Source organism: Pseudomonas cerasi (genome assembly GCF_027983475.1).
GTDB classification, from domain to species: Bacteria; Pseudomonadota; Gammaproteobacteria; order Pseudomonadales; family Pseudomonadaceae; genus Aquipseudomonas; species Aquipseudomonas cerasi.
Window position 1 is genome coordinate 298,905 of the sequence record NZ_JAQJVM010000003.1, and the last position, 18,651, is coordinate 317,555.

Annotated in this window: 22 protein-coding genes; 14 read left to right on the forward strand and 8 right to left on the reverse strand. The window is 59.2% G+C overall.

Annotated elements, in window-relative coordinates; genetic code table 11:
* Positions 1-111 precede the first annotated feature (111 nt).
* From rimA to PI739_RS17590, 7 genes are all read left to right on the forward strand, one after another.
* The gene (gene rimA, locus PI739_RS17560; RefSeq protein ID WP_003367569.1) at positions 112-894 is read left to right on the forward strand and encodes a S6 modification regulatory phosphodiesterase RimA; all 783 of its coding nucleotides are present in this window, start codon (positions 112-114) and stop codon (positions 892-894) included.
* A 16-nt stretch (positions 895-910) separates the two neighbouring features.
* Positions 911-1,387, forward strand: coding sequence for a retropepsin-like aspartic endopeptidase RimB (gene rimB, locus PI739_RS17565; RefSeq protein ID WP_003367567.1), 477 nt, complete (start codon positions 911-913; stop codon positions 1,385-1,387).
* Positions 1,384-2,289: a 30S ribosomal protein S6--L-glutamate ligase gene (gene rimK, locus PI739_RS17570; RefSeq protein WP_003318100.1), complete on the forward strand. Its 906-nt coding sequence runs from the start codon at positions 1,384-1,386 to the stop codon at positions 2,287-2,289. The genes rimB and rimK overlap by 4 nt, the downstream gene beginning before the upstream one ends.
* 458 nt (positions 2,290-2,747) lie before the next feature.
* The gene (gltP, locus tag PI739_RS17575; protein WP_003367565.1) at positions 2,748-4,079 is read left to right on the forward strand and encodes a glutamate/aspartate:proton symporter GltP; all 1,332 of its coding nucleotides are present in this window, start codon (positions 2,748-2,750) and stop codon (positions 4,077-4,079) included.
* Positions 4,080-4,170: 91 nt separating this feature from the next.
* Positions 4,171-4,446 (forward strand): hypothetical protein, encoded by a 276-nt coding sequence (locus PI739_RS17580; RefSeq protein ID WP_003344493.1) that lies wholly within the window; start codon positions 4,171-4,173, stop codon positions 4,444-4,446.
* A gap of 216 nt (positions 4,447-4,662) precedes the next feature.
* Positions 4,663-4,911 (forward strand): TIGR02647 family protein, encoded by a 249-nt coding sequence (locus PI739_RS17585; RefSeq protein ID WP_003367562.1) that lies wholly within the window; start codon positions 4,663-4,665, stop codon positions 4,909-4,911.
* 182 nt (positions 4,912-5,093) lie between these two features.
* Entirely contained in the window at positions 5,094-7,940 is a 2,847-nt protein-coding gene (locus PI739_RS17590) for a class I adenylate cyclase (protein WP_058416108.1), read from the forward strand.
* A 93-nt stretch (positions 7,941-8,033) separates the two neighbouring features.
* On the opposite strand, the gene rnk is transcribed toward PI739_RS17590, so the two are convergent.
* The 3 genes from rnk to cyaY all read right to left on the reverse strand — a co-directional run bounded on the left by rnk (position 8,034) and on the right by cyaY (position 9,147).
* The gene (gene rnk, locus PI739_RS17595; RefSeq protein WP_003367560.1) at positions 8,034-8,441 is read right to left on the reverse strand and encodes a nucleoside diphosphate kinase regulator; all 408 of its coding nucleotides are present in this window, start codon (positions 8,439-8,441) and stop codon (positions 8,034-8,036) included.
* A gap of 134 nt (positions 8,442-8,575) precedes the next feature.
* The gene (locus tag PI739_RS17600) at positions 8,576-8,812 is read right to left on the reverse strand and encodes a DUF1289 domain-containing protein (RefSeq protein ID WP_003318094.1); all 237 of its coding nucleotides are present in this window, start codon (positions 8,810-8,812) and stop codon (positions 8,576-8,578) included.
* A 2-nt stretch (positions 8,813-8,814) separates the two neighbouring features.
* Complete coding sequence (cyaY, locus tag PI739_RS17605) at positions 8,815-9,147, reverse strand: iron donor protein CyaY (RefSeq protein ID WP_002555818.1); 333 nt, start codon at positions 9,145-9,147, stop codon at positions 8,815-8,817.
* Between the two features lie 237 nt (positions 9,148-9,384).
* Here cyaY and lptM point away from each other — a divergent pair, with 237 nt between their 5' ends.
* From lptM to PI739_RS17635, 6 genes are read left to right on the forward strand one after another with little or no spacing between them, the layout of a single operon-like run.
* Positions 9,385-9,531, forward strand: coding sequence for an LPS translocon maturation chaperone LptM (gene lptM, locus PI739_RS17610; RefSeq protein ID WP_002555817.1), 147 nt, complete (start codon positions 9,385-9,387; stop codon positions 9,529-9,531).
* Positions 9,532-9,540: 9 nt separating this feature from the next.
* Complete coding sequence (gene lysA / locus PI739_RS17615; protein ID WP_003425829.1) at positions 9,541-10,788, forward strand: diaminopimelate decarboxylase; 1,248 nt, start codon at positions 9,541-9,543, stop codon at positions 10,786-10,788.
* Between the two features lie 5 nt (positions 10,789-10,793).
* On the forward strand, positions 10,794-11,624 hold the full coding sequence (gene dapF, locus PI739_RS17620; protein ID WP_096120175.1) for a diaminopimelate epimerase: 831 nt from the start codon (positions 10,794-10,796) through the stop codon (positions 11,622-11,624).
* A gap of 13 nt (positions 11,625-11,637) precedes the next feature.
* Positions 11,638-12,372: a DUF484 family protein gene (locus PI739_RS17625; protein WP_003367552.1), complete on the forward strand. Its 735-nt coding sequence runs from the start codon at positions 11,638-11,640 to the stop codon at positions 12,370-12,372.
* 2 nt (positions 12,373-12,374) lie between these two features.
* Positions 12,375-13,274, forward strand: coding sequence for a tyrosine recombinase XerC (xerC, locus tag PI739_RS17630; RefSeq protein WP_003367550.1), 900 nt, complete (start codon positions 12,375-12,377; stop codon positions 13,272-13,274).
* The gene (locus PI739_RS17635; RefSeq protein WP_003435013.1) at positions 13,267-13,959 is read left to right on the forward strand and encodes an HAD family hydrolase; all 693 of its coding nucleotides are present in this window, start codon (positions 13,267-13,269) and stop codon (positions 13,957-13,959) included. The genes xerC and PI739_RS17635 overlap by 8 nt, the downstream gene beginning before the upstream one ends.
* Before the next feature lie 70 nt (positions 13,960-14,029).
* Here the strand turns inward: PI739_RS17635 and sutA are convergent, their stop codons facing one another.
* The 4 genes from sutA to glnK form a co-directional block, all read right to left on the reverse strand.
* Positions 14,030-14,359 (reverse strand): dormancy-specific transcriptional regulator SutA, encoded by a 330-nt coding sequence (gene sutA / locus PI739_RS17640; RefSeq protein ID WP_003367546.1) that lies wholly within the window; start codon positions 14,357-14,359, stop codon positions 14,030-14,032.
* Between the two features lie 104 nt (positions 14,360-14,463).
* Positions 14,464-14,883 carry a secondary thiamine-phosphate synthase enzyme YjbQ gene (locus PI739_RS17645; protein WP_003367544.1) on the reverse strand — a complete coding sequence of 140 codons (420 nt, stop codon included), beginning with the start codon at positions 14,881-14,883 and terminating at the stop codon, positions 14,464-14,466.
* 241 nt (positions 14,884-15,124) lie between these two features.
* Positions 15,125-16,462 carry an ammonium transporter gene (locus PI739_RS17650; protein WP_003435008.1) on the reverse strand — a complete coding sequence of 446 codons (1,338 nt, stop codon included), beginning with the start codon at positions 16,460-16,462 and terminating at the stop codon, positions 15,125-15,127.
* A 33-nt stretch (positions 16,463-16,495) separates the two neighbouring features.
* Positions 16,496-16,834, reverse strand: a complete 339-nt coding sequence (glnK, locus tag PI739_RS17655; protein ID WP_002555808.1) for a P-II family nitrogen regulator — start codon at positions 16,832-16,834, stop codon at positions 16,496-16,498.
* A 417-nt stretch (positions 16,835-17,251) separates the two neighbouring features.
* On the opposite strand from glnK, the gene PI739_RS17660 reads away from it, so the two are divergent.
* The gene (locus PI739_RS17660; protein WP_003367538.1) at positions 17,252-17,527 is read left to right on the forward strand and encodes an accessory factor UbiK family protein; all 276 of its coding nucleotides are present in this window, start codon (positions 17,252-17,254) and stop codon (positions 17,525-17,527) included.
* Positions 17,528-17,698: 171 nt separating this feature from the next.
* Here PI739_RS17660 and PI739_RS17665 read toward each other — a convergent pair whose 3' ends face one another.
* Positions 17,699-18,562: a LysR family transcriptional regulator gene (locus tag PI739_RS17665; RefSeq protein WP_044310527.1), complete on the reverse strand. Its 864-nt coding sequence runs from the start codon at positions 18,560-18,562 to the stop codon at positions 17,699-17,701.
* Positions 18,563-18,651 lie beyond the last annotated feature (89 nt).

Consider the following 18,651-nt stretch of genomic DNA (forward strand, 5'->3'; position numbering starts at 1 on the left):
CACACGCTCGCCCCCTTTTTCTACGCCGCCATGAACATGAAGTAACCGATATGTACTTGTCAAAAACAGCTATTCATCTTTTTATTGCCCCACACCTAAATGGAGCGCGACGTGACAGATTTTCCAACTTCGTTGACCGCCCCTAGAAAAGGGTGTGCTGGATGCACTGGCAGTCCAGAGCTGGATTTCTCGTTTGACTACGCCTATCAGCCGATCGTGAACCTTCACGACCAGTCGATTTTCGCCCATGAGGCGCTGGTTCGCGGGCCTAATGGCGAGGGCGCAATGTCAGTCCTGAGTCAGGTCACCGACCAGAACCGCTATCGATTCGATCAAAGCTGTCGCACCACCGCCATTGCTGGTGCCGCGAAACTGGGCATGACCGAGCGTCTCTCGATCAACTTCTTGCCCAACGCCGTGTATCGTCCCGAGCTGTGCATCCGCAGTACGCTGGAGGCCGCCAGGCAACACAACTTCCCTATCGAGCGTTTGATTTTCGAAACCATCGAAAGCGAACATGTGAACAACAATGGTCATTTGAGCAACATTCTGCGCGAGTATCGCGAGTTCGGCTTCATGACCGCCATCGATGATTTCGGGGCCGGGTATTCCGGGCTGACGCTGCTCGCGGATTTCCAACCCGACCTGATAAAGCTCGACATGAACCTGATCCGCGACATTCACCGCAATCGCGCGCGTCAGTCCATTGTTCGTGGGGTTGTCACAATGTGTTCGGACTTGGGGATTAAGCTGATTGCCGAAGGTATAGAGCAGGTGGAGGAGCGGGACTTTCTCGCCGACTGCGGCATTTCCCTGATGCAGGGTTATCTGTTCGCAAAACCTGCATTCAAAGCCCTGGCCCGGATAAGTCCCGAGGCCTGGCAGAAGTCTTGAGAAGTACGGAATCACATTGAAGACATTCGATCATCTGACAGTCATCGGCCTGCGCGAGTGGGTGGCGCTCCCCGATCTGGGGGTGGCAGGCCTGCGGGCAAAAATCGATACCGGTGCGAGCACGTCGAGTCTGCATGCCACGGAAATCGAACCTTTTGAACGCGATGGCCAGAAATGGGTGCGCTTCAACGCGCATCTTGGCACGGTGGTGCAGTTGCGCCATCGTCGCTGCGAGGCGCAACTGGTTGCCATGAAAACCATTAAAAGCTCCAACGGTCAGGCGCAGGTGCGTTATGTCATTCGCACCACGCTGGCCCTGGGTGATCGTATCTGGCCGGTGGAATTCACACTGGCCTGCCGCAAGTCGATGCGTTATCGACTGCTGCTGGGTTCCAAGGCTCTGATCGACGGCCAGCTGGTGGTCAATCCGGGCATAACTTACGTACAAGACAAGCCGGTGTTCCCGGCCTCTACTTCCTCAGGTGTTGCATGAAGATCGCTGTGCTTTCGCGTAATCCGCGTCTGTATTCCACCCGTCGTCTGGTCGAAGCTGGCATCGAGCGTGGCCATGAGATGGTGGTGATCGACACCCTGCGCGCCTATATGAACATCGCCAGCCACAAGCCGCAGATCCACTACCGCGGCAAACCTCTGGAGGGCTTCGATGCGGTGATCCCGCGCATCGGTGCTTCGGTGACTTTCTATGGCTGTGCGGTGTTGCGTCAGTTTGAAATGATGGGCGTGTTTCCGCTCAATGAATCGGTCGCCATTGCCCGTTCGCGGGACAAGCTGCGCTCGTTGCAACTCCTGTCACGCCGGGGGATCGGCTTGCCGGTCACCGGTTTCGCTCACTCGCCCGACGACATTCCCGACCTGATCCAGATGGTCAATGGCGCGCCGCTGGTCATCAAGGTACTTGAAGGCACTCAGGGGATCGGCGTGGTGCTGTGCGAAACGGCCACGGCGGCCGAATCGGTGATCGAAGCCTTCATGGGCCTCAAGCAGGACATCATGGTTCAGGAGTACATCAAGGAAGCGGGCGGCGCCGACATTCGCTGCTTCGTGGTCGGTGACAAGGTCATTGCCTCGATGAAGCGTCAGGCCAAACCGGGCGAGTTTCGCTCCAACCTGCACCGCGGTGGCAGCGCCAGCCTGATCAAGATCACGCCTGAAGAGCGCATGACCGCGTTGCGTGCAGCCAAGGTCATGGGACTGAGCGTGGCGGGTGTGGATATCCTGCGTTCCAATCACGGCCCTCTGGTGATGGAGGTCAACTCCTCGCCTGGCCTGGAAGGCATTGAAGTGACCACCAGCAAGGACGTGGCCGGGATGATCATCGAGTACCTCGAGAAAAACAGCGGCCCGCACATGACCCGTACCAAAGGTAAGGGCTGACGGGTCCCGCACCCGTTCAGATTGCTCGGGCCGGCGTTCTGTCTGCGGACAGACTGGCCTGGGCTCTCAGCTACCGTACATCAGGTAAATAGGCCTGGTAGTCGAGTCCGGGTCTTTGCATCGCGTCTTTGTACCCGTATCCCCCTGTTCAGCTTAAGGCGACGTAATAGCCAGCTTCGCGCCGAATAGCCATCCTCCCGCGTGACATAAATCAACACATTTCTCCCGTATTTGTATGCCGATCATGCATGAGGTAGTCGTTTACGGCATTAGACGTATACGCACGCCATGGGAATAGTTGCGACTTTTTTCGCCTGCTACAGAGCTGGGATGCTCGTCTGCGGTGACCTTCTCGGGACATTTCCAAAGGGAGCTTCTGCCCCGAAACTGCTGTGAAAAAAGCAGCTCGGCGCATTGGTTTTGGACGTGCCCAAGCCACTTTGAACAAGGGTAATAATATGAAGAAGGCAAAGCTGAGTCTGGCCTGGCAGATTCTGATCGGACTGGTACTGGGTATCGCTGTGGGGGCGTTACTCAATCATTTCAGCGCAGAAAAAGCCTGGTGGATCACCAACATCCTGCAGCCCGCAGGCGATATCTTCATTCGTCTGATCAAGATGATCGTTATCCCTATCGTTGTTGCCTCGCTGATCGTCGGCATCGCAGGTGTGGGCGATGCCAAGAAGTTGGGGCGTATCGGTCTCAAGACCATCCTCTATTTCGAAGTCGTCACCACTATCGCGATTCTGGTGGGCCTGGTGCTGGCTAACGTGTTCCATCCGGGCACCGGCATCGACATGAGCACCCTGGGCACCGTTGACATCTCCAAGTATCAGCAGACTACGGCCGAAGTTCAGCACGATCACGCATTTATCGCGACCATTCTCAACCTGATCCCGTCCAACATCTTCGCTGCCATGGCGCGTGGCGAGATGCTGCCGATCATCTTCTTCTCAGTGCTGTTCGGTTTGGGGCTTTCCAGCCTGCAGGCCGAGGTCCGTGAGCCGCTGGTGAAACTGTTTCAGGGTGTCTCGGAAACCATGTTCAAGGTCACTCACATGATCATGAACTACGCGCCGATCGGCGTGTTTGCCCTGATTGCGGTGACTGTCGCTAACTTCGGTTTCGCCTCCCTGTTGCCGCTCGCCAAGCTGGTGATTTTGGTTTATGTGGCCATCGCCTTCTTCGCCTTTGTGGTGCTGGGGTTGATCGCTCGTGCATTCGGTTTTTCGGTCATCAAGCTGATGCGCATCTTCAAGGACGAGCTGATTCTGTCCTACTCCACCGCCAGCTCCGAAACCGTGCTGCCACGCGTGATCCAGAAGATGGAGGCGTATGGCGCGCCGAAGGCGATCTGCAGCTTCGTGGTGCCTACGGGCTACTCGTTCAACCTCGACGGCTCGACGCTCTATCAGAGCATCGCAGCGATCTTCATCGCTCAGTTGTACGGCATCGACCTGTCGATTGGCGCGCAATTGATGCTGGTACTGACCCTGATGGTCACCTCCAAAGGCATCGCGGGTGTACCGGGCGTTTCCTTCGTCGTGCTGCTGGCGACCCTGGGCAGCGCCGGTATTCCACTGGAAGGCCTGGCATTCATCGCCGGTGTCGACCGGATCATGGACATGGCGCGTACCGCCTTGAACGTGATCGGCAATGCGCTGGCAGTGCTGGTCATTTCGCGCTGGGAAGGCATGTACGACGATGCCAAGGGCGAACGCTACTGGGAATCCCTGCCGCACTGGCGCAGCAAAGAGCCTGTACCGATGGGCCAGCCGACAGCGGACTGATCTTCGCCAATGTACTGACAAACCCCGGACCTCCGGGGTTTGTTGTTTTCAGGTCGCCGGTTAGACTGCCTGCCTTACCTGAGGATTGACCATGACCGACGACATTGATAATGACGAAGAAGACTTTGCTGCCTCGACCCTGATCGAAGCCATCGAAAACCAGATCGAAGCCGGTAATCCGCCTGCAGCCAGAGCGGTCTTCAACATGCTGACCCTGGTGAACTATGAGCGTGAGGATATTCTGGAGATGATGGCCCACGTGCTGGCTATCGAGATCGATGCCTTGCTGGAGCAGGACCGTCCGTTCGACACTCAATGGTATGAAGCAGCGCTGCGCGCCCTGCCCGACCTGCCGCCGGAAAAGTAATCCTGCGGTCCGAGCATGCCAGCAAGATATATGCTGCAAACACTTCAGACGCTGACTACACTGCAAATGCCCCGCTGCCGCTTGATCCTCCGGGGCCACACGCCAAACCGGCTTTAACGGTCATCCAGAACCGACGAGCGCAGATCGGACACGTCGATTCCAGAGCACACCCACCAGCCGGTGAGGTCGTACTACTACAAAAAGTCTGGAGTACCTATGTCGTATACCCCTGAGTTGGTTGCCGAACTGGAAATCCTTGCACTGTTCAATCTGGGAAACACCCAGGAAGGCCTCAAAGTCCACCATGTAGCGGCACCCACGGCCGTCGCAGCAGCACAAAGACTCTTCGATAAAGGGCTGACGACCCAGGTCGATGGCGGTTATCTGACCAGCCTCGGGCTCGAGGCCGCCCAGCATGCCCAATCATTGCTGACCATCCTCAACGTCTCTAAACAAGCTGCCTGACAGGCGCAGGGCCTGCGCACAAAAAAGCGTGGCAGGCCCTTCACTTATTCGAGCGCCAGTCGATACAGGACGTTGGCGCCAGAATAACCATCCGACCGGATCCGCTTCCCTCGGCTGCAAACCTTCTCCGCCATCTTTCTCGGTAATTCCACGCCTGCACAGGCCAGATGCCTTGAGTTGCGATGACGCGTAATCCTGAAATTCGCCCCGACCTGGATGAGGGCATCGACCGCAAGGTTCTCAGCCAGCTGCGTAACCGTTTCCTGTCGCTCAACGACGGGCGATACGCGCGTGCGCTGGAAGGTATGTCGACTCGCCAGCAGAGCGTTCTGACCCTGCTGCCGCTGTTCTTTCACGTCAATCATCCGCTGTTGCCCGGTTATGTTTCCGGCAGCACGCCTGCTGGCGTTTCGCATTACGAGCCGGACACGCTGGCCCTGGCCGAGGCGCAGCGGCTGACACGCTCCTTTTCCTACAAGGCCCGGCACGGCAACCCGCCCCAGCCGATTCATGGCCTGTTTCTGATGGGCAGCCTCGGCACACTGGCTCAGGCTGAACAAAGCGATATGGATGTCTGGGTCTGCCACGACAGCGAGCTGGACCCGGAGGCTATCGCCGAACTGCGCAAGAAATGCCAGGCACTTGAAGCCTGGGCTGCGACGATGGGCGCAGAGGCGCATTTCTTTCTGATCGACCCACAGCGTTTCAAGAGTGGCGAGCGCGATTCGCAGCTCAGCTCGGACGATTGCGGGACTACTCAGCATTACCTGTTGCTCGACGAGTTTTATCGCACGGCGATCTGGCTCGCCGGGCGCACCCCGATGTGGTGGCTGGTGCCGGTCTATGAGGAGCAGAATTACGAGGATTACACCCATACCCTGCTGAGCAAGCGCTTCATCCGCGCCAGCGAGGTGCTCGATCTCGGTCCGATGTCGCACATTCCTCCGGCCGAGTTCATCGGTGCCGGATTGTGGCAGTTGTTCAAAGGCATCGAGTCGCCCTACAAGTCTGTGCTCAAGCTGCTGTTGATCGAGGTCTATTCCAGCGAGCATCCTCGCGTGCAGTGCCTGAGTCTGCGTTTCAAGCAAGCGGTGTTCGCCAATCAACTGGACCCGGATGAGCTGGACCCTTACGTGGTCGTGTACCGGCGTATCGAGGAGCACCTTCAGGCACGTAACGAGCCGGAGCGCCTGGAGCTGGTGCGGCGTAGTCTGTACCTGAAGGTCAACAAGAAGCTCACCGGGTCGACCCGCCTGCGCAACGTCGGTTGGCAGCGTCAACTGCTGGAACGCCTGACGACGGAGTGGGGTTGGGACGAGCGACAACTGGCGCTCCTCGACAGCCGCAGCCAGTGGAAAGTCCGCCAGGTGGCCGGCGAGCGCCGCGCACTGGTCAACGAGTTGAATTACAGCTACCGCTTTCAGAGCCGATTCGCCAAAACGCAAAGCACTGCCGATGCGCTCAACGCCCGCGACCTGACTATTCTGGGGCGGCGCCTTTATGCGGCTTTTGAGCGCAAGGCGGGCAAGGTCGAGTTCATCAACCCGGGCATCGCCCCTGACCTTGCCGAAGATACGCTGACGCTGGTGCATTCCCCCGACAAGCGCGAGCCCGGCAAGCATCAGTGGGCCTTGTTCAACGGCAATCTGGGCATTCATGAGTGGCCGAATTTCTCACCCATCAAACGCAGCCGTGAATTGCTTGACCTGCTGACCTGGTGCCATCGCAATACCGTGATCGACAGCACCACCCGCGTGGCATTGCACCCGGGCGCCAGTGACCTGAGCGAGTTCGAGCTGTTCAACCTGATGGGCGCCTTGCAGCAGAGCATTCAACTGCCTCTGCCCGAGGTCAGCGATGAGGCGTTGCTGATGCCCAGCACGCCCAGTGAGATCCTGCTGTTGATCAATGTCGGCGTCGATCCGCTCAGGCATCACCGCGACCTGAATATTCTGATGACCACCGAGCGCACCGACTCGCTCAGTTATGCGGGTGTCCGGGAAAATCTGGTGCTGACGCTGGACCAGATCACCCTCAATACCTGGAACGAAACCCTGGTCAGCCGCTACGACGGCCCGCACGCCCTGCTCGACTGCATGAGCGAACTGCTCGGCAGCCTGCCGCAGAGTGGTAAGCAGCCGCAGATTCACGTGCGCTGCTTCTGCCACAACCGCGCGCCCGCGATTGCCCAGCGTGTTGAAGAACTGATCGGCACGGCGCGTTTGTTACTGGAGAGGCGGCTCAATCACCGTTACCTGATTCAGGTGCAGCAGCAGTATCACGTGCTGGAGATGAAGCCGGGTCAGATCGGACATGTGGTGGTCAACAGCCTGCCGGGTCTGTTCAAGTACCTGGGTGAGGAACTGTCGTCCTACAGCCCGTTGCACTTGGACCCGCAGGCACTCGATGATCACGATCTGTCCCTGATCCTGCCGCTGGGTCAGCCGGAGTGCATTCAGGTGTTCTACCGGGTCAACGAGCCGGATGCTGACCTGTATGTACTCGACGAACACAATTCGCTCTGGCACCAGCGTCTGCCGTATCACGATGAACAAAGCCTGCTGGTGCCGCTGCAGCGCTTTCTGAACGCGCTGGTTTATCGCCGCGGCGCTTCATTGCCGCTGGATGATCCGTCCGCGCCGGTTACGCTGGAAACCCTTTACTATCAGATGCTACCCTCCGGTGCAGGGCCTGCACGACGTGTCGAACATCGACTGGTGCCGATTGCAGTGGATAAGGCGTTTTACGACGTGCAGGCAATCATCGAGGAAACCTCGCCAGGGCAACTGAACGCCACCCTGTACTGCGACAACAGCGAGTTTTCAGAACTGGAATACGGCGATCGACTGTACGCCGCCGTCGCGCAGCAAATCCTCGGCAAACGCCTGGAGCCCCAGCGCTATCGCTGTTACATCACCGACCTGGACCTGTCCGGTCTGCTGGATGGCAAGCACGGGCAAAGCATTCTCTTCCTGCGCCACAAGGCCGAACTGGAAAAGCTGCTGAACGAGGCGATGGATCAGGCCTGACATACGCTTGTCCTTCCTCGCGCGCCTATCGTTCCGCACGCTCTGCGTCCGCATCCTGGATGCGGACGCACTCTGCGGATGCGGCGCCTTCGATTACTCGTACTCGCCCGCCGCTTCCGGCTGATACTCCACTGCCAGCAAGGTCAGTTTCAGGGTCTTGCCGCCCGGTGCAGGCCAGTCGATGTGTTGGCCGATTTGCAGGCCCAGCAGCGCCGAGCCCATTGGCGCCAGGACCGAGACGGTGCCGTCCGCGCCCGCATCCTGTGGATAAACCAGCTTGAGGTGGTAGTCCTTGCCGCTGACTTCTTCGCGGCAATGCACACGCGAATTCATGGTCACAACGCCCGCAGGCACTTCATCGTGGCCAACCACCTGGTCGGCGCGGTCCAGTTCGGCCTGCAACGCCTGGATACCCGGCGTGTCTTCGTCCTGGCTGGCGATAAAGCTCTCAAGACGCTGTACATCGAGTCGGGTGAGGATGATCGAAGGTGCTGTGGTCATGGTCTGGGCAGACTCCTTTATTCTCCCTGATAAAACAAAACCCCACCAATTGGCGGGGTTTGACGAGCCTCCTGATCTGCAGAGGCATGGCCTGACACTAACACAGCGCAATAAATACACAACCCGACGCGGTTTCAGCCTGCGGCCTGATCAACCTCGGCGCGGGCTCGACGCTGATCGGCCTCATGGCGAATCTGGCGGCGGCGGTCGTCATCGGCCGAGCGCCATTCGCGGATGTCTTCGACATGACGGAAGCACCCCAGGCAAACCTTCTGTTCATCGAGCCGACACAGGCTGATACACGGAGAGGCTACTGCCGGGCTGACGTTGCTGAAAAGCGGCTTGGGCGGTCGAACGGGGGACTGGCTCACGATCAGATCTCGTCGAAATCCAGTTCGACGCCGGCTTGCTCAAGGGTGATGCGCGCAAGCATTTCGCTGAGCAGCTCATCACTGGTGTCGCATGCCCAACGGCTGTTCTCTTCGTCATAATCGAAATGAAAGCCGCCGGAGCGGGCTGCCAGCCACAGCTGACGAAGCGGCTCCTGACGACTGAAGATTAGTTGCGAGCCGTTTTCGAACTTGACGGTGAGGACGCCGGCCGAGTTTTCCAGATCGACATCCAGGCCGCTCTCGTCGAAAACATCTTCCAGCACCTGCTGCGTCGCATCGACGAGGTCGTGAAAACGGGCTTCGGTCAAACTCATTGCGGGAACCTCGATAAGTGTCTGCAAATAGCGCAGAGGGGCAAGATACGGACGCAGGCAGGCAAATGCAAAGCTTACTCATCATTGGCAACACACGATCGTATTAATCCGATCAACCACCGCTCTGCTGCGGCTTTCACGCCAAAGGCCCGCCAGACGGGACGCCGCTCGCATAGGCAAGGTGCCGGGTGGTCGGTATACTCGGGCGCAATTAATGCTTTTACAAAGGATTTCGCCATGAAGCGCCTGATCTCTTCGCTTGCTGCGCTTGTCGCGGTCGCTTGTCTTGTTACAGCCTGTGGCCAGAAAGGCCCGCTGTATCTGCCGGATGACACCAAGACCCCGGACGAACAAGCCAAATCGCAATCGCACAAGCACCTTTAAGGGACTCCAATGGACGCCTTCAACTACCGCGACGGTGAGCTGTTCGCGGAAGGGGTAGCATTGTCTGCCATTGCCGAGCGCTTCGGCACGCCGACCTATGTCTACTCGCGCGCTCACATCGAAGCGCAATACCGTGCCTACGCCGACGCGCTGAGCGGCATGCCGCACATGGTCTGCTTCGCCGTCAAAGCCAACTCCAACCTGGGCGTGCTCAATGTCCTGGCGCGCCTCGGCGCCGGTTTCGACATCGTCTCGCGTGGCGAGCTGGAGCGTGTGCTGGCGGCAGGTGGCAAAGCCGAAAAGATCGTCTTTTCCGGTGTCGGCAAGACCCGCGAAGACATGCGTCGCGCCCTTGAAGTCGGCGTGCATTGCTTCAACGTCGAATCCACCGACGAGCTGGAGCGCCTGCAGGAAGTGGCCGCTGAACTCAACGTTCGTGCGCCGATATCGCTGCGGGTCAATCCGGACGTGGATGCGGGCACTCACCCTTACATCTCCACGGGCCTCAAGGAAAACAAGTTCGGCATCGCCATTGCAGCGGCTGAAGACGTGTACATTCGCGCTTCGCAACTGCCGAACCTCGAAGTGATCGGGGTCGACTGCCATATCGGCTCGCAACTGACCACGCTCGAACCGTTCATCGATGCACTGGATCGTCTGCTGGACCTGGTCGATCGTCTGGGCGACTGCGGCATTCATCTGCACCACATCGATCTGGGTGGCGGCCTTGGCGTACGTTATCGCGACGAAGAACCTCCGCTGGCGGCCGACTACATCAAGGCCGTGCGTGAGCGACTGGCCGGTCGCGACCTGGGGCTGCTGTTCGAGCCGGGACGCTTCATCGTCGCCAACGCGGGCGCGCTGCTGACCCGTGTCGAATACCTCAAGCACACCGAGCACAAGGATTTTGCCATCGTCGATGCGGCGATGAACGATCTGATCCGGCCTGCCCTGTATCAGGCCTGGATGGATGTCACGGCGGTGCGTCCGCGTGACAGCGAACCTCGTGCGTACGACATCGTCGGGCCGATCTGCGAGACCGGCGATTTCCTCGCCAAGGGTCGCGAGCTGGCGCTGGCCGAGGGCGATCTGCTGGCCGTTCATTCAGCCGGCGCCTATGGCTTCGTCATGAGCTCGAACTACAACACCCGTGGCCGTGCCGCTGAGGTGCTGGTCGACGGTTCCCAGGCTTTTGAAGTGCGTCGTCGCGAAACCGTGGCCGAGCTGTTCGCTGGCGAAAGCCTGCTGCCGGAGTAACCCCCATGCTGCTGCGTTTTACCAAGATGCACGGGCTGGGTAACGACTTCATGGTCCTTGACCTTGTGAGTCAGCACGCGCATATCTTGCCCAAGCACGCCAAACAATGGGGCGACCGCCACACCGGTATCGGTTTCGATCAGCTTTTGCTGGTCGAGGCGCCGAACAACCCGGATGTGGACTTTCGCTATCGAATCTTCAATTCAGACGGCTCCGAAGTCGAACAATGCGGCAACGGCGCGCGCTGCTTTGCCCGTTTTGTACTCGACAAGCGTCTGACGGCCAAGAAGCAGATCCGCGTCGAGACCAAGAGCGGCATCATCGAACTGGATATCCGCAGCGACGGGCAGATCAGCGTCGACATGGGACCGCCAAGGTTTGTCCCCGAAGAGATACCTTTCGCAGCAGCGGAGCAGGCCACCTGTTACACCGTTGACGTCGACGGGCAGAATATCGAAATGGCGGCTGTGTCCATGGGCAATCCGCATGCCGTGCTGCGGGTCGATGACATCAATAACGCACCGGTGCATGAGCTGGGGCCGAAGATCGAGCATCACCCGCGCTTTCCGGCCCGGGTCAACGTCGGCTTTCTCCACGTTGTGGACCGTCAGCGGGCGCAGTTGCGTGTCTGGGAACGCGGCGCCGGGGAAACCCAGGCGTGTGGAACCGGTGCCTGTGCGGCGGCTGTCGCTGCCATCAGTCAGGGCTGGATGGATTCGCCACTGCTGATCGACCTGCCCGGAGGGCGCCTGTCCATCGAATGGGCTGGGCCGGGACATTCTGTCATGATGACCGGCCCCGCAGTCAGGGTTTATGAAGGCCAAGTTCGTCTTTGAGTGAGTAAGTACCATGACCGATCAACCTCCCGCTTCAACAGGCACCCCCTGCGAATCGCCTGTCGATAGCGCAGCGCCAGACCTTGAAGCAGAGGCGGTCATCGCCTTCCTGCTCGAGCACCCGGACTTCTTCGCCGAGCACGACGAGCTGCTGGTGTCGATGCGCATCCCGCACCAGCGTGGCGACACCGTTTCGCTGGTCGAACGTCAGCTCAAGCTGCTGCGCGAGCGCAATATCGAAATGCGCCATCGCCTGTCGCAATTGATGGACGTCGCACGGGACAACGACCGCCTGTTCGAGAAGACCCGACGCCTGAACCTCGCGCTGATGGATGCGACCAGCCTGGACGAGCTGGTCATCGCCGTCGAAGACAGCCTGCGTCAGGACTTTCAGGTGCCCTTCGTCAGCCTGATCCTGTTCAGCGACAGCCCGATGCCCGTGGGGCGCTGGGTCAGCGGTGCCGAAGCACAGAAAGCCATCGGCGGCCTGATTGGCGAGAAGATCATCTGCGGCGCCCTGCGTGAGCATGAACTGGCGTTTCTGTTTGGTGCAGAACAGGGCAAGGAGGTCGGTTCGACCGCCATCGCCAGCCTCAATCATCTGGGCCTGCATGGCGTGCTGGCCATCGGCAGCCGCGATCCGCAGCATTACAAAAGCTCGGTCGGCACCCTGTTTCTCAGCTATATCGCCGACGTGCTGAGCCGCCTGCTGCCGCGCTTCGCCCACTCATTACGCTCGGTTCGCTAGCCATGGAACAGCATCTGGACGCCTACTGCATGCACCTGCGCAGTGAGCGCCAGGTGTCGCCTCACACGCTGGAAGCCTACCGGCGCGATCTGGGCAAGGTTCTGGCGTATTGCCAGAAGGCCCGGTTGTCGAGCTGGAGTGACCTCGATATCCAGCACCTGCGCAGCTTCACTGCCCGCCAGCACCAGCAGGGCCAGTCTTCACGCAGCCTGGCGCGGATGCTGTCGGCGGTGCGCGGCTTCTACAAGTACCTCAATCGCGAAGGCATCTGCCAGCACGACCCGGCAAACGGCCTGTCACCGCCCAAGGGCGAGCGGCGTCTGCCCAAGACCCTGGACACCGACCGCACCGCACAATTGCTGGACGGCGGCGTTGAAGATGATTTTCTGGCGCACCGCGATCAGGCCATTCTGGAGCTGCTTTACTCATCAGGGTTGCGATTGTCCGAACTGACCGGCTTGAACCTCGATCAACTGGACCTGCGCGACGGTCTGGTGCAGGTGCTGGGGAAGGGCAGCAAGACCCGCGTATTGCCTGTGGGCAGCAAGGCGCGTCAGGCACTGGAAGTCTGGTTGCCGTTACGCGCCCTGACCCATCCGCAAGACGATGCGGTATTTGTCAGCCTGCAAGGCAGGCGCCTGGGCCCGCGCGCGATTCAGGTGCGACTCAAGGCGGCCGGTGAGCGAGAGCTGGGGCAGAATCTGCACCCGCACATGCTGCGTCACTCCTTCGCCAGCCATCTGCTCGAATCGTCACAGGACTTGCGCGCCGTGCAGGAATTGCTGGGTCATGCGGATATCAAGACCACGCAGATATACACGCACCTGGATTTCCAGCATTTGGCTACTGTTTATGACAGCGCCCATCCCCGAGCCAAACGTAAAGGAGCTGCAGATGATTAAGCTGGTGACGTTTGATCTTGACGACACGCTCTGGGACACCGCTCCTGCCATTGCCGGTGCCGAGGTCACATTGCGTGACTGGCTGGGCGAACACGCGCCCAGGCTGGGGGCGGTTCCTGTCGAGCACCTGTGGGAAATCCGCTCGCGTCTCGTGGCTGAAGACCCGTCCTTCAAGCACCGCATCAGCGCCTTACGCCGCCGCGTGCTGTTCCATGCACTCGAAGATGCCGGTTACGACCCTGACGCGGCACAGGACCTGGCCGACCGGGGCTTTGAGGTCTTCCTGCATGGCCGCCATCAGGTGCAGATTTTCCCTGAGGTGCAACCGATGCTGGAAATTCTTGCCAAGACCTTCACGCTGGGCGTGATTACCAATGGCAATGCCGATGTGCGTCGTTTAGGACTGGCAGACTACTTTGCCTTCGCGCTGTGCGCCGAGGACCTGGGCATCGGCAAGCCTGACCCGGCGCCGTTCGTGGAGGCGCTACGCCGCGCAAGGGTCGATGCCGGCTCGGCGGTGCATGTCGGCGACCACCCCAGGGACGATATCGCAGGCGCCCAGCAGGCTGGCATGCGCGCCATCTGGTACAACCCGCAGGGCAAGGCCTGGGATGCGGATCGACTGCCGGATGCCGAGATCCACAACCTGTCGCAACTGCCCGAGGTGCTGGCGCGCTGGGCCTGAAAGCGCACTGACAGGCGCGCATAGAAAAGCCCGCAGCGACGGCGGGCTTTCCTCATACAGCCATGCAGCCTCAGATAGGGCGGCTACCGTATTTGTTGTCAGGCTTCTTGGGCGGATCGGCGACCACGTTGGCCTCCACTTCCTGCACCTTGCCGCCACGCGCCAGGAATTCTTCCATGGCACGTGCCAGCGCATCACGTTCCTTGTTCTTGGCTTCTACGCTGGGCAGTTCATCGACCGAGACAGCAGCCTTGGCCTTGCCTTTTGCGGGTGCCGCCGGAACGTCGGAATCGTCTGGTTCGGCTGCTTCGTCTTCCGGGGAGGCAGCTGCGAGACCATCGTCTTCTTCGCCGTCCAGATCGTCTTCCAGATCATCCTTAATATCGTCGTCGTCGCTCATGTTGTACCTCATGACTTGCGAAAGCTGATTAGTTATAGCCCAACCGCCCGGAAATGCTAAGGCGATCGGAAAAATTCAACAACCGCTGATCTCAGCGGTGATGTCTACTCACCCTGAAGGGTGGCCAGGACGTTACGAGATCCACCAGCGTCTCGATGTTCGCCCAGGTAAATACCTTGCCAGGTGCCCAGCGCCAGTCGCCCAGCCGTAACCGGCAACAGCAACTGGCAGCCCAGCAGACTGGCCTTGAAATGCGCTGGCAAGTCATCAGGGCCTTCGTCGTCATGTTCGTAGCCGTCCACGCCCTGGGGCACCAGACGGTTGAAAAAACGCTCAAAGTCGCGACGTACCGCCGGATCGGCATTTTCGTTGACGGTCAACGAAGCCGAGGTATGTTGCAGCCATACATGCAGTAGCCCGACACGACAATCGCGTAATGCGGGCAAACCCGCGACTATCTCGTCAGTCACCAGATGGAACCCGCGGGGCCTGGCCCGCAAGGCAATCCTGGATTGATGCCACATACCGTTCTCCGCACCTTCGGCGCGCATTCTAACTCGACTGAGAAAAAAGCAAAGCGCGCAATAAACCGGCTTCCCTGCAAGTTGACGAAGACTGTCGCAACCTCGTTACCTGCGCTGCGTCACGGTGCCGAAATCATTGACACGGGCAAGATCAATGACAGCAAAAAGCGGCGGTATATCCACAAACGTCAGACAAAAAAATGCCCGGAGACCGGGCATTCTTTTTTACGTAGGCCGAAGCTTACAAGTTGTAGCCACGCTCGTTGTGTTGCGCAAGGTCCAGACCGACAGACTCTTCCTCGTCGGTGACGCGCAGCCCCATGACCGCATCCAGCACCTTGAGGATGATGAAGGTCACGATTGCGGTGTAGACAACGGTGAACGCAACGCCCTTGAATTGAATCCAGACCTGAGCACCGATGTCAGTCACGGTGCCGAAACCGCCCAGTGCAGGTGCTGCGAACACGCCGGTCAGGATCGCGCCGACGATACCGCCGATGCCGTGAACGCCGAACGCATCCAGGGAGTCGTCGTAGCCCAGCTTGCGCTTGAGGCTGGTTGCGCAGAAGAAGCAGATCACGCCCGCTGCCAGACCGATGATCAAAGCGCCCATCGGGCCAACGGTACCGGCGGCAGGGGTAATGGCAACCAGACCGGCAACCACGCCCGAAGCGATACCCAGAGCACTTGGCTTACCGTGAGTCAGCCACTCGGCGAACATCCAGCCCAGTGCGGCGGCCGCGGTAGCGATTTGAGTAACCAGCATGGCCATACCGGCAGTGCCGTTGGCTGCAGCCGCGGAGCCGGCGTTGAAGCCGAACCAGCCGACCCAGAGCATCGCTGCGCCGATCAGGGTGTAACCCAGGTTGTGCGGTGCCATCGGTGTGGTCGGGAAACCTTTGCGCTTGCCCAGTACCAGGCAGGCCACCAGACCGGCTATACCGGCGTTGATGTGTACGACGGTGCCGCCAGCGAAGTCCAGAACGCCCCAGTCCCACAGCAAACCACCGACGCCGCCCCAGACCATGTGGGCGATTGGCGCGTAGACCAGAGTGAACCAGATACCCATGAACACCAGCATCGCGGAGAATTTCATGCGTTCTGCGAAAGCACCGACAATCAGGGCAGGGGTGATGATTGCGAAGGTCATCTGGAAGGTGACGAACACCGCCTCAGGGAACAACGCAGCAGGACCGGTAATGCTTGCCGGCGTGATACCTGCCAGGAACGCTTTACCCATACCGCCAAAGAAGGAATTGAAGTTGACGACGCCCGCTTCCATGCCGGTTGTGTCAAACGCGATGCTGTAGCCGTAGACGACCCACAGGATGCTGATCAGGCCGGTAATGGCGAAGCACTGCATCATCACCGACAGAATGTTCTTGGAACGAACCATGCCGCCGTAGAACAGCGCGAGACCGGGGATGGTCATGAACAGGACCAGAGCGGTCGAGGTCAGCATCCATGCAGTGTCGCCAGAGTTCAGCACCGGCTCGGCCACTGGGTCAGCCGCCAGGGCAAGACCAGGTAATGCGAGGGACAACAGGGCACCGAGCCCTGCGAATTGACGCAGAGTCATATTGTTTTCTCCTGGGGCGTTGGGTTTGGCGGCTTAAATAGCGTCTGTATCGGTCTCGCCGGTACGGATGCGGATGGCCTGTTCCAGATTGACCACGAAAATCTTGCCGTCACCGATCTTGCCAGTGTTGGCAGCCTTGGTTATGGCTTCGATGACACGATCCAGATCCTTGTCATCGATGGCGACATCGATCTTCACTTTGGGAAGGAAGTCGACGACGTATTCAGCACCGCGATAAAGCTCAGTGTGACCCTTCTGACGCCCGAAGCCTTTGACTTCAGTGACGGTGATGCCCTGCACGCCGATTTCAGACAACGACTCGCGCACGTCATCCAGTTTGAACGGCTTGATGATGGCAGTGACTAGCTTCATGAAAACTTTCTCCCGAATTTGGTGGACTTGCCCCAGGAAAACAAACCCGACTCAAGTCTAAGCGCAGTGTCTGGCTTTGTAACGTGCTGGCCGCCTGATCAGGCCAGACCAACTCCAGAAAACCGCTTCTGACGAAACACTTCCCCGCTCCGCCTGCCGCACTGCATTCGTCACAGCGACTGCATCAGTGCATGGGTCATAAGCCACTAAGCAGAAAGCTTGCCATCTCGCGAATATTCATTGAATACAGGCTCTTGGGCTGGTTTTGCACGACCTTGCAGGGTCCATCAAGGAGCGAATGCACAGCAATGGTGCTCATGTGCCCGTCATGGCGCTCCATAAGCGTGCATCGCGCACCTGGAAGTGACTATAGACACTGCGTGTTACACTGCCGCCCTCTGATTCAGGAAAATCACCATGCTCGCGCCCAAAGCCTTTCTTGACGCTCTCAGCGGCCACGCCTCTCGCCTGTTCAATGGCGAAACGCCTGTACCGCGTAGCGAATTCGAAACCCAGTTCAAGGCCCTGCTGCAAAGCGGCTTCAGCAAACTGGATCTGGTCAGCCGTGAAGAGTTCGACAGCCAGATGGCCGTCCTCGCCCGCACCCGCGCCCGCCTGGAAGCGCTGGAGGCCAAGATGGCCGAGTTGGAAGAAAAGGCCGCCGGGGCCGCAGGGCCTGAAAAAGCCGAATAAGCTTTCCTTGTTTTGCAGTCAGTGCGCTGCAGCGCTGAACATTGTCATGCACAGCGAGCCAGGCACCTGACCTGCTCGCGAATCTGAACGGCCTTTTCCATTTCTGTCTTGCCCAGGTGGTGAGTCAGTTGCAGGTTCAGCCAGCATTCGTTGCACGCTTCGCAAGCGCCTTCAGGCTGCAGGCGGTGCCAGCTCGATGGTCCGGCAGTAATCCATGAACAGGCGTGTCGCACGGGTTGGCTGGTTGTTGCGCAGGTAGGCCATGACCAGGGTGGAGGCGGGCATGTCGTCTTCGATATCGAGCTGCACCAGCAGCTCGCCGTCGTAGGTCATGTTGGTTCTTGGGCGCGTGACCAGCACCGAAAACCCCAGGCCCTGGCCGACCATACAGCGCACCATTTCGATCGATGGTGAACTGTACGCGACCACCGGCGCGTAGCCCTTTTCCGTGAAGATATCGATGAAGTAGGTCCTGCTGGGTACGGCGTCGAGCAGGATCATCGGTTCGTGGCTCAGCTCCAGCAAGGTCACGGTTTTTTTCTTCGCCAGAGGGTGGGCTGCCGGCAGCAGCGCATAGGGCTTGTGCGGTGCATTCAATTCCTCCTTGTTGATCGTGGTTCCCAGTTCCAGGTCGTACAGAAACGCCAGATCGAAGCGCCCACGGTGCAGCCCGTGCATCAGTTCATGTTGCTCGCCGTCATAGAGCTGAATGGTGACGTCCGGGTATAAGCGCTTGAAACCGGCCACCAGTCTGGGCATGTAAAGCGGGGCGGCCGATTCAAAACAGCCAATGGCGATAGTGCCGGAGACATGTTTGTTTTCAGCCCGGGAGTTTTGTTCGAGCTCTTCGGAAAGTCGCAGCAACTCCTTGGCTTTCTCATACACTTTCCCGCCACCGGAAGTTAGCGAAACACCTTGAGCGTGGTGACGGACAAACAGCGGCTGATTGAAGGCTTCTTCGAGGTTTTTGATGGCGACGGAAATAGACGGCTGCGAAATATGCAACTGTCGCGAGGCCTCGGCAATGCTGTCCATTTCGACCGCTGTCACGAAATACTTGAGCTGTTTCAAGGTGAAGTGAGCCACGTGTTACCTCGTGCTGAGCAGACCCTGGACGGCTGCAC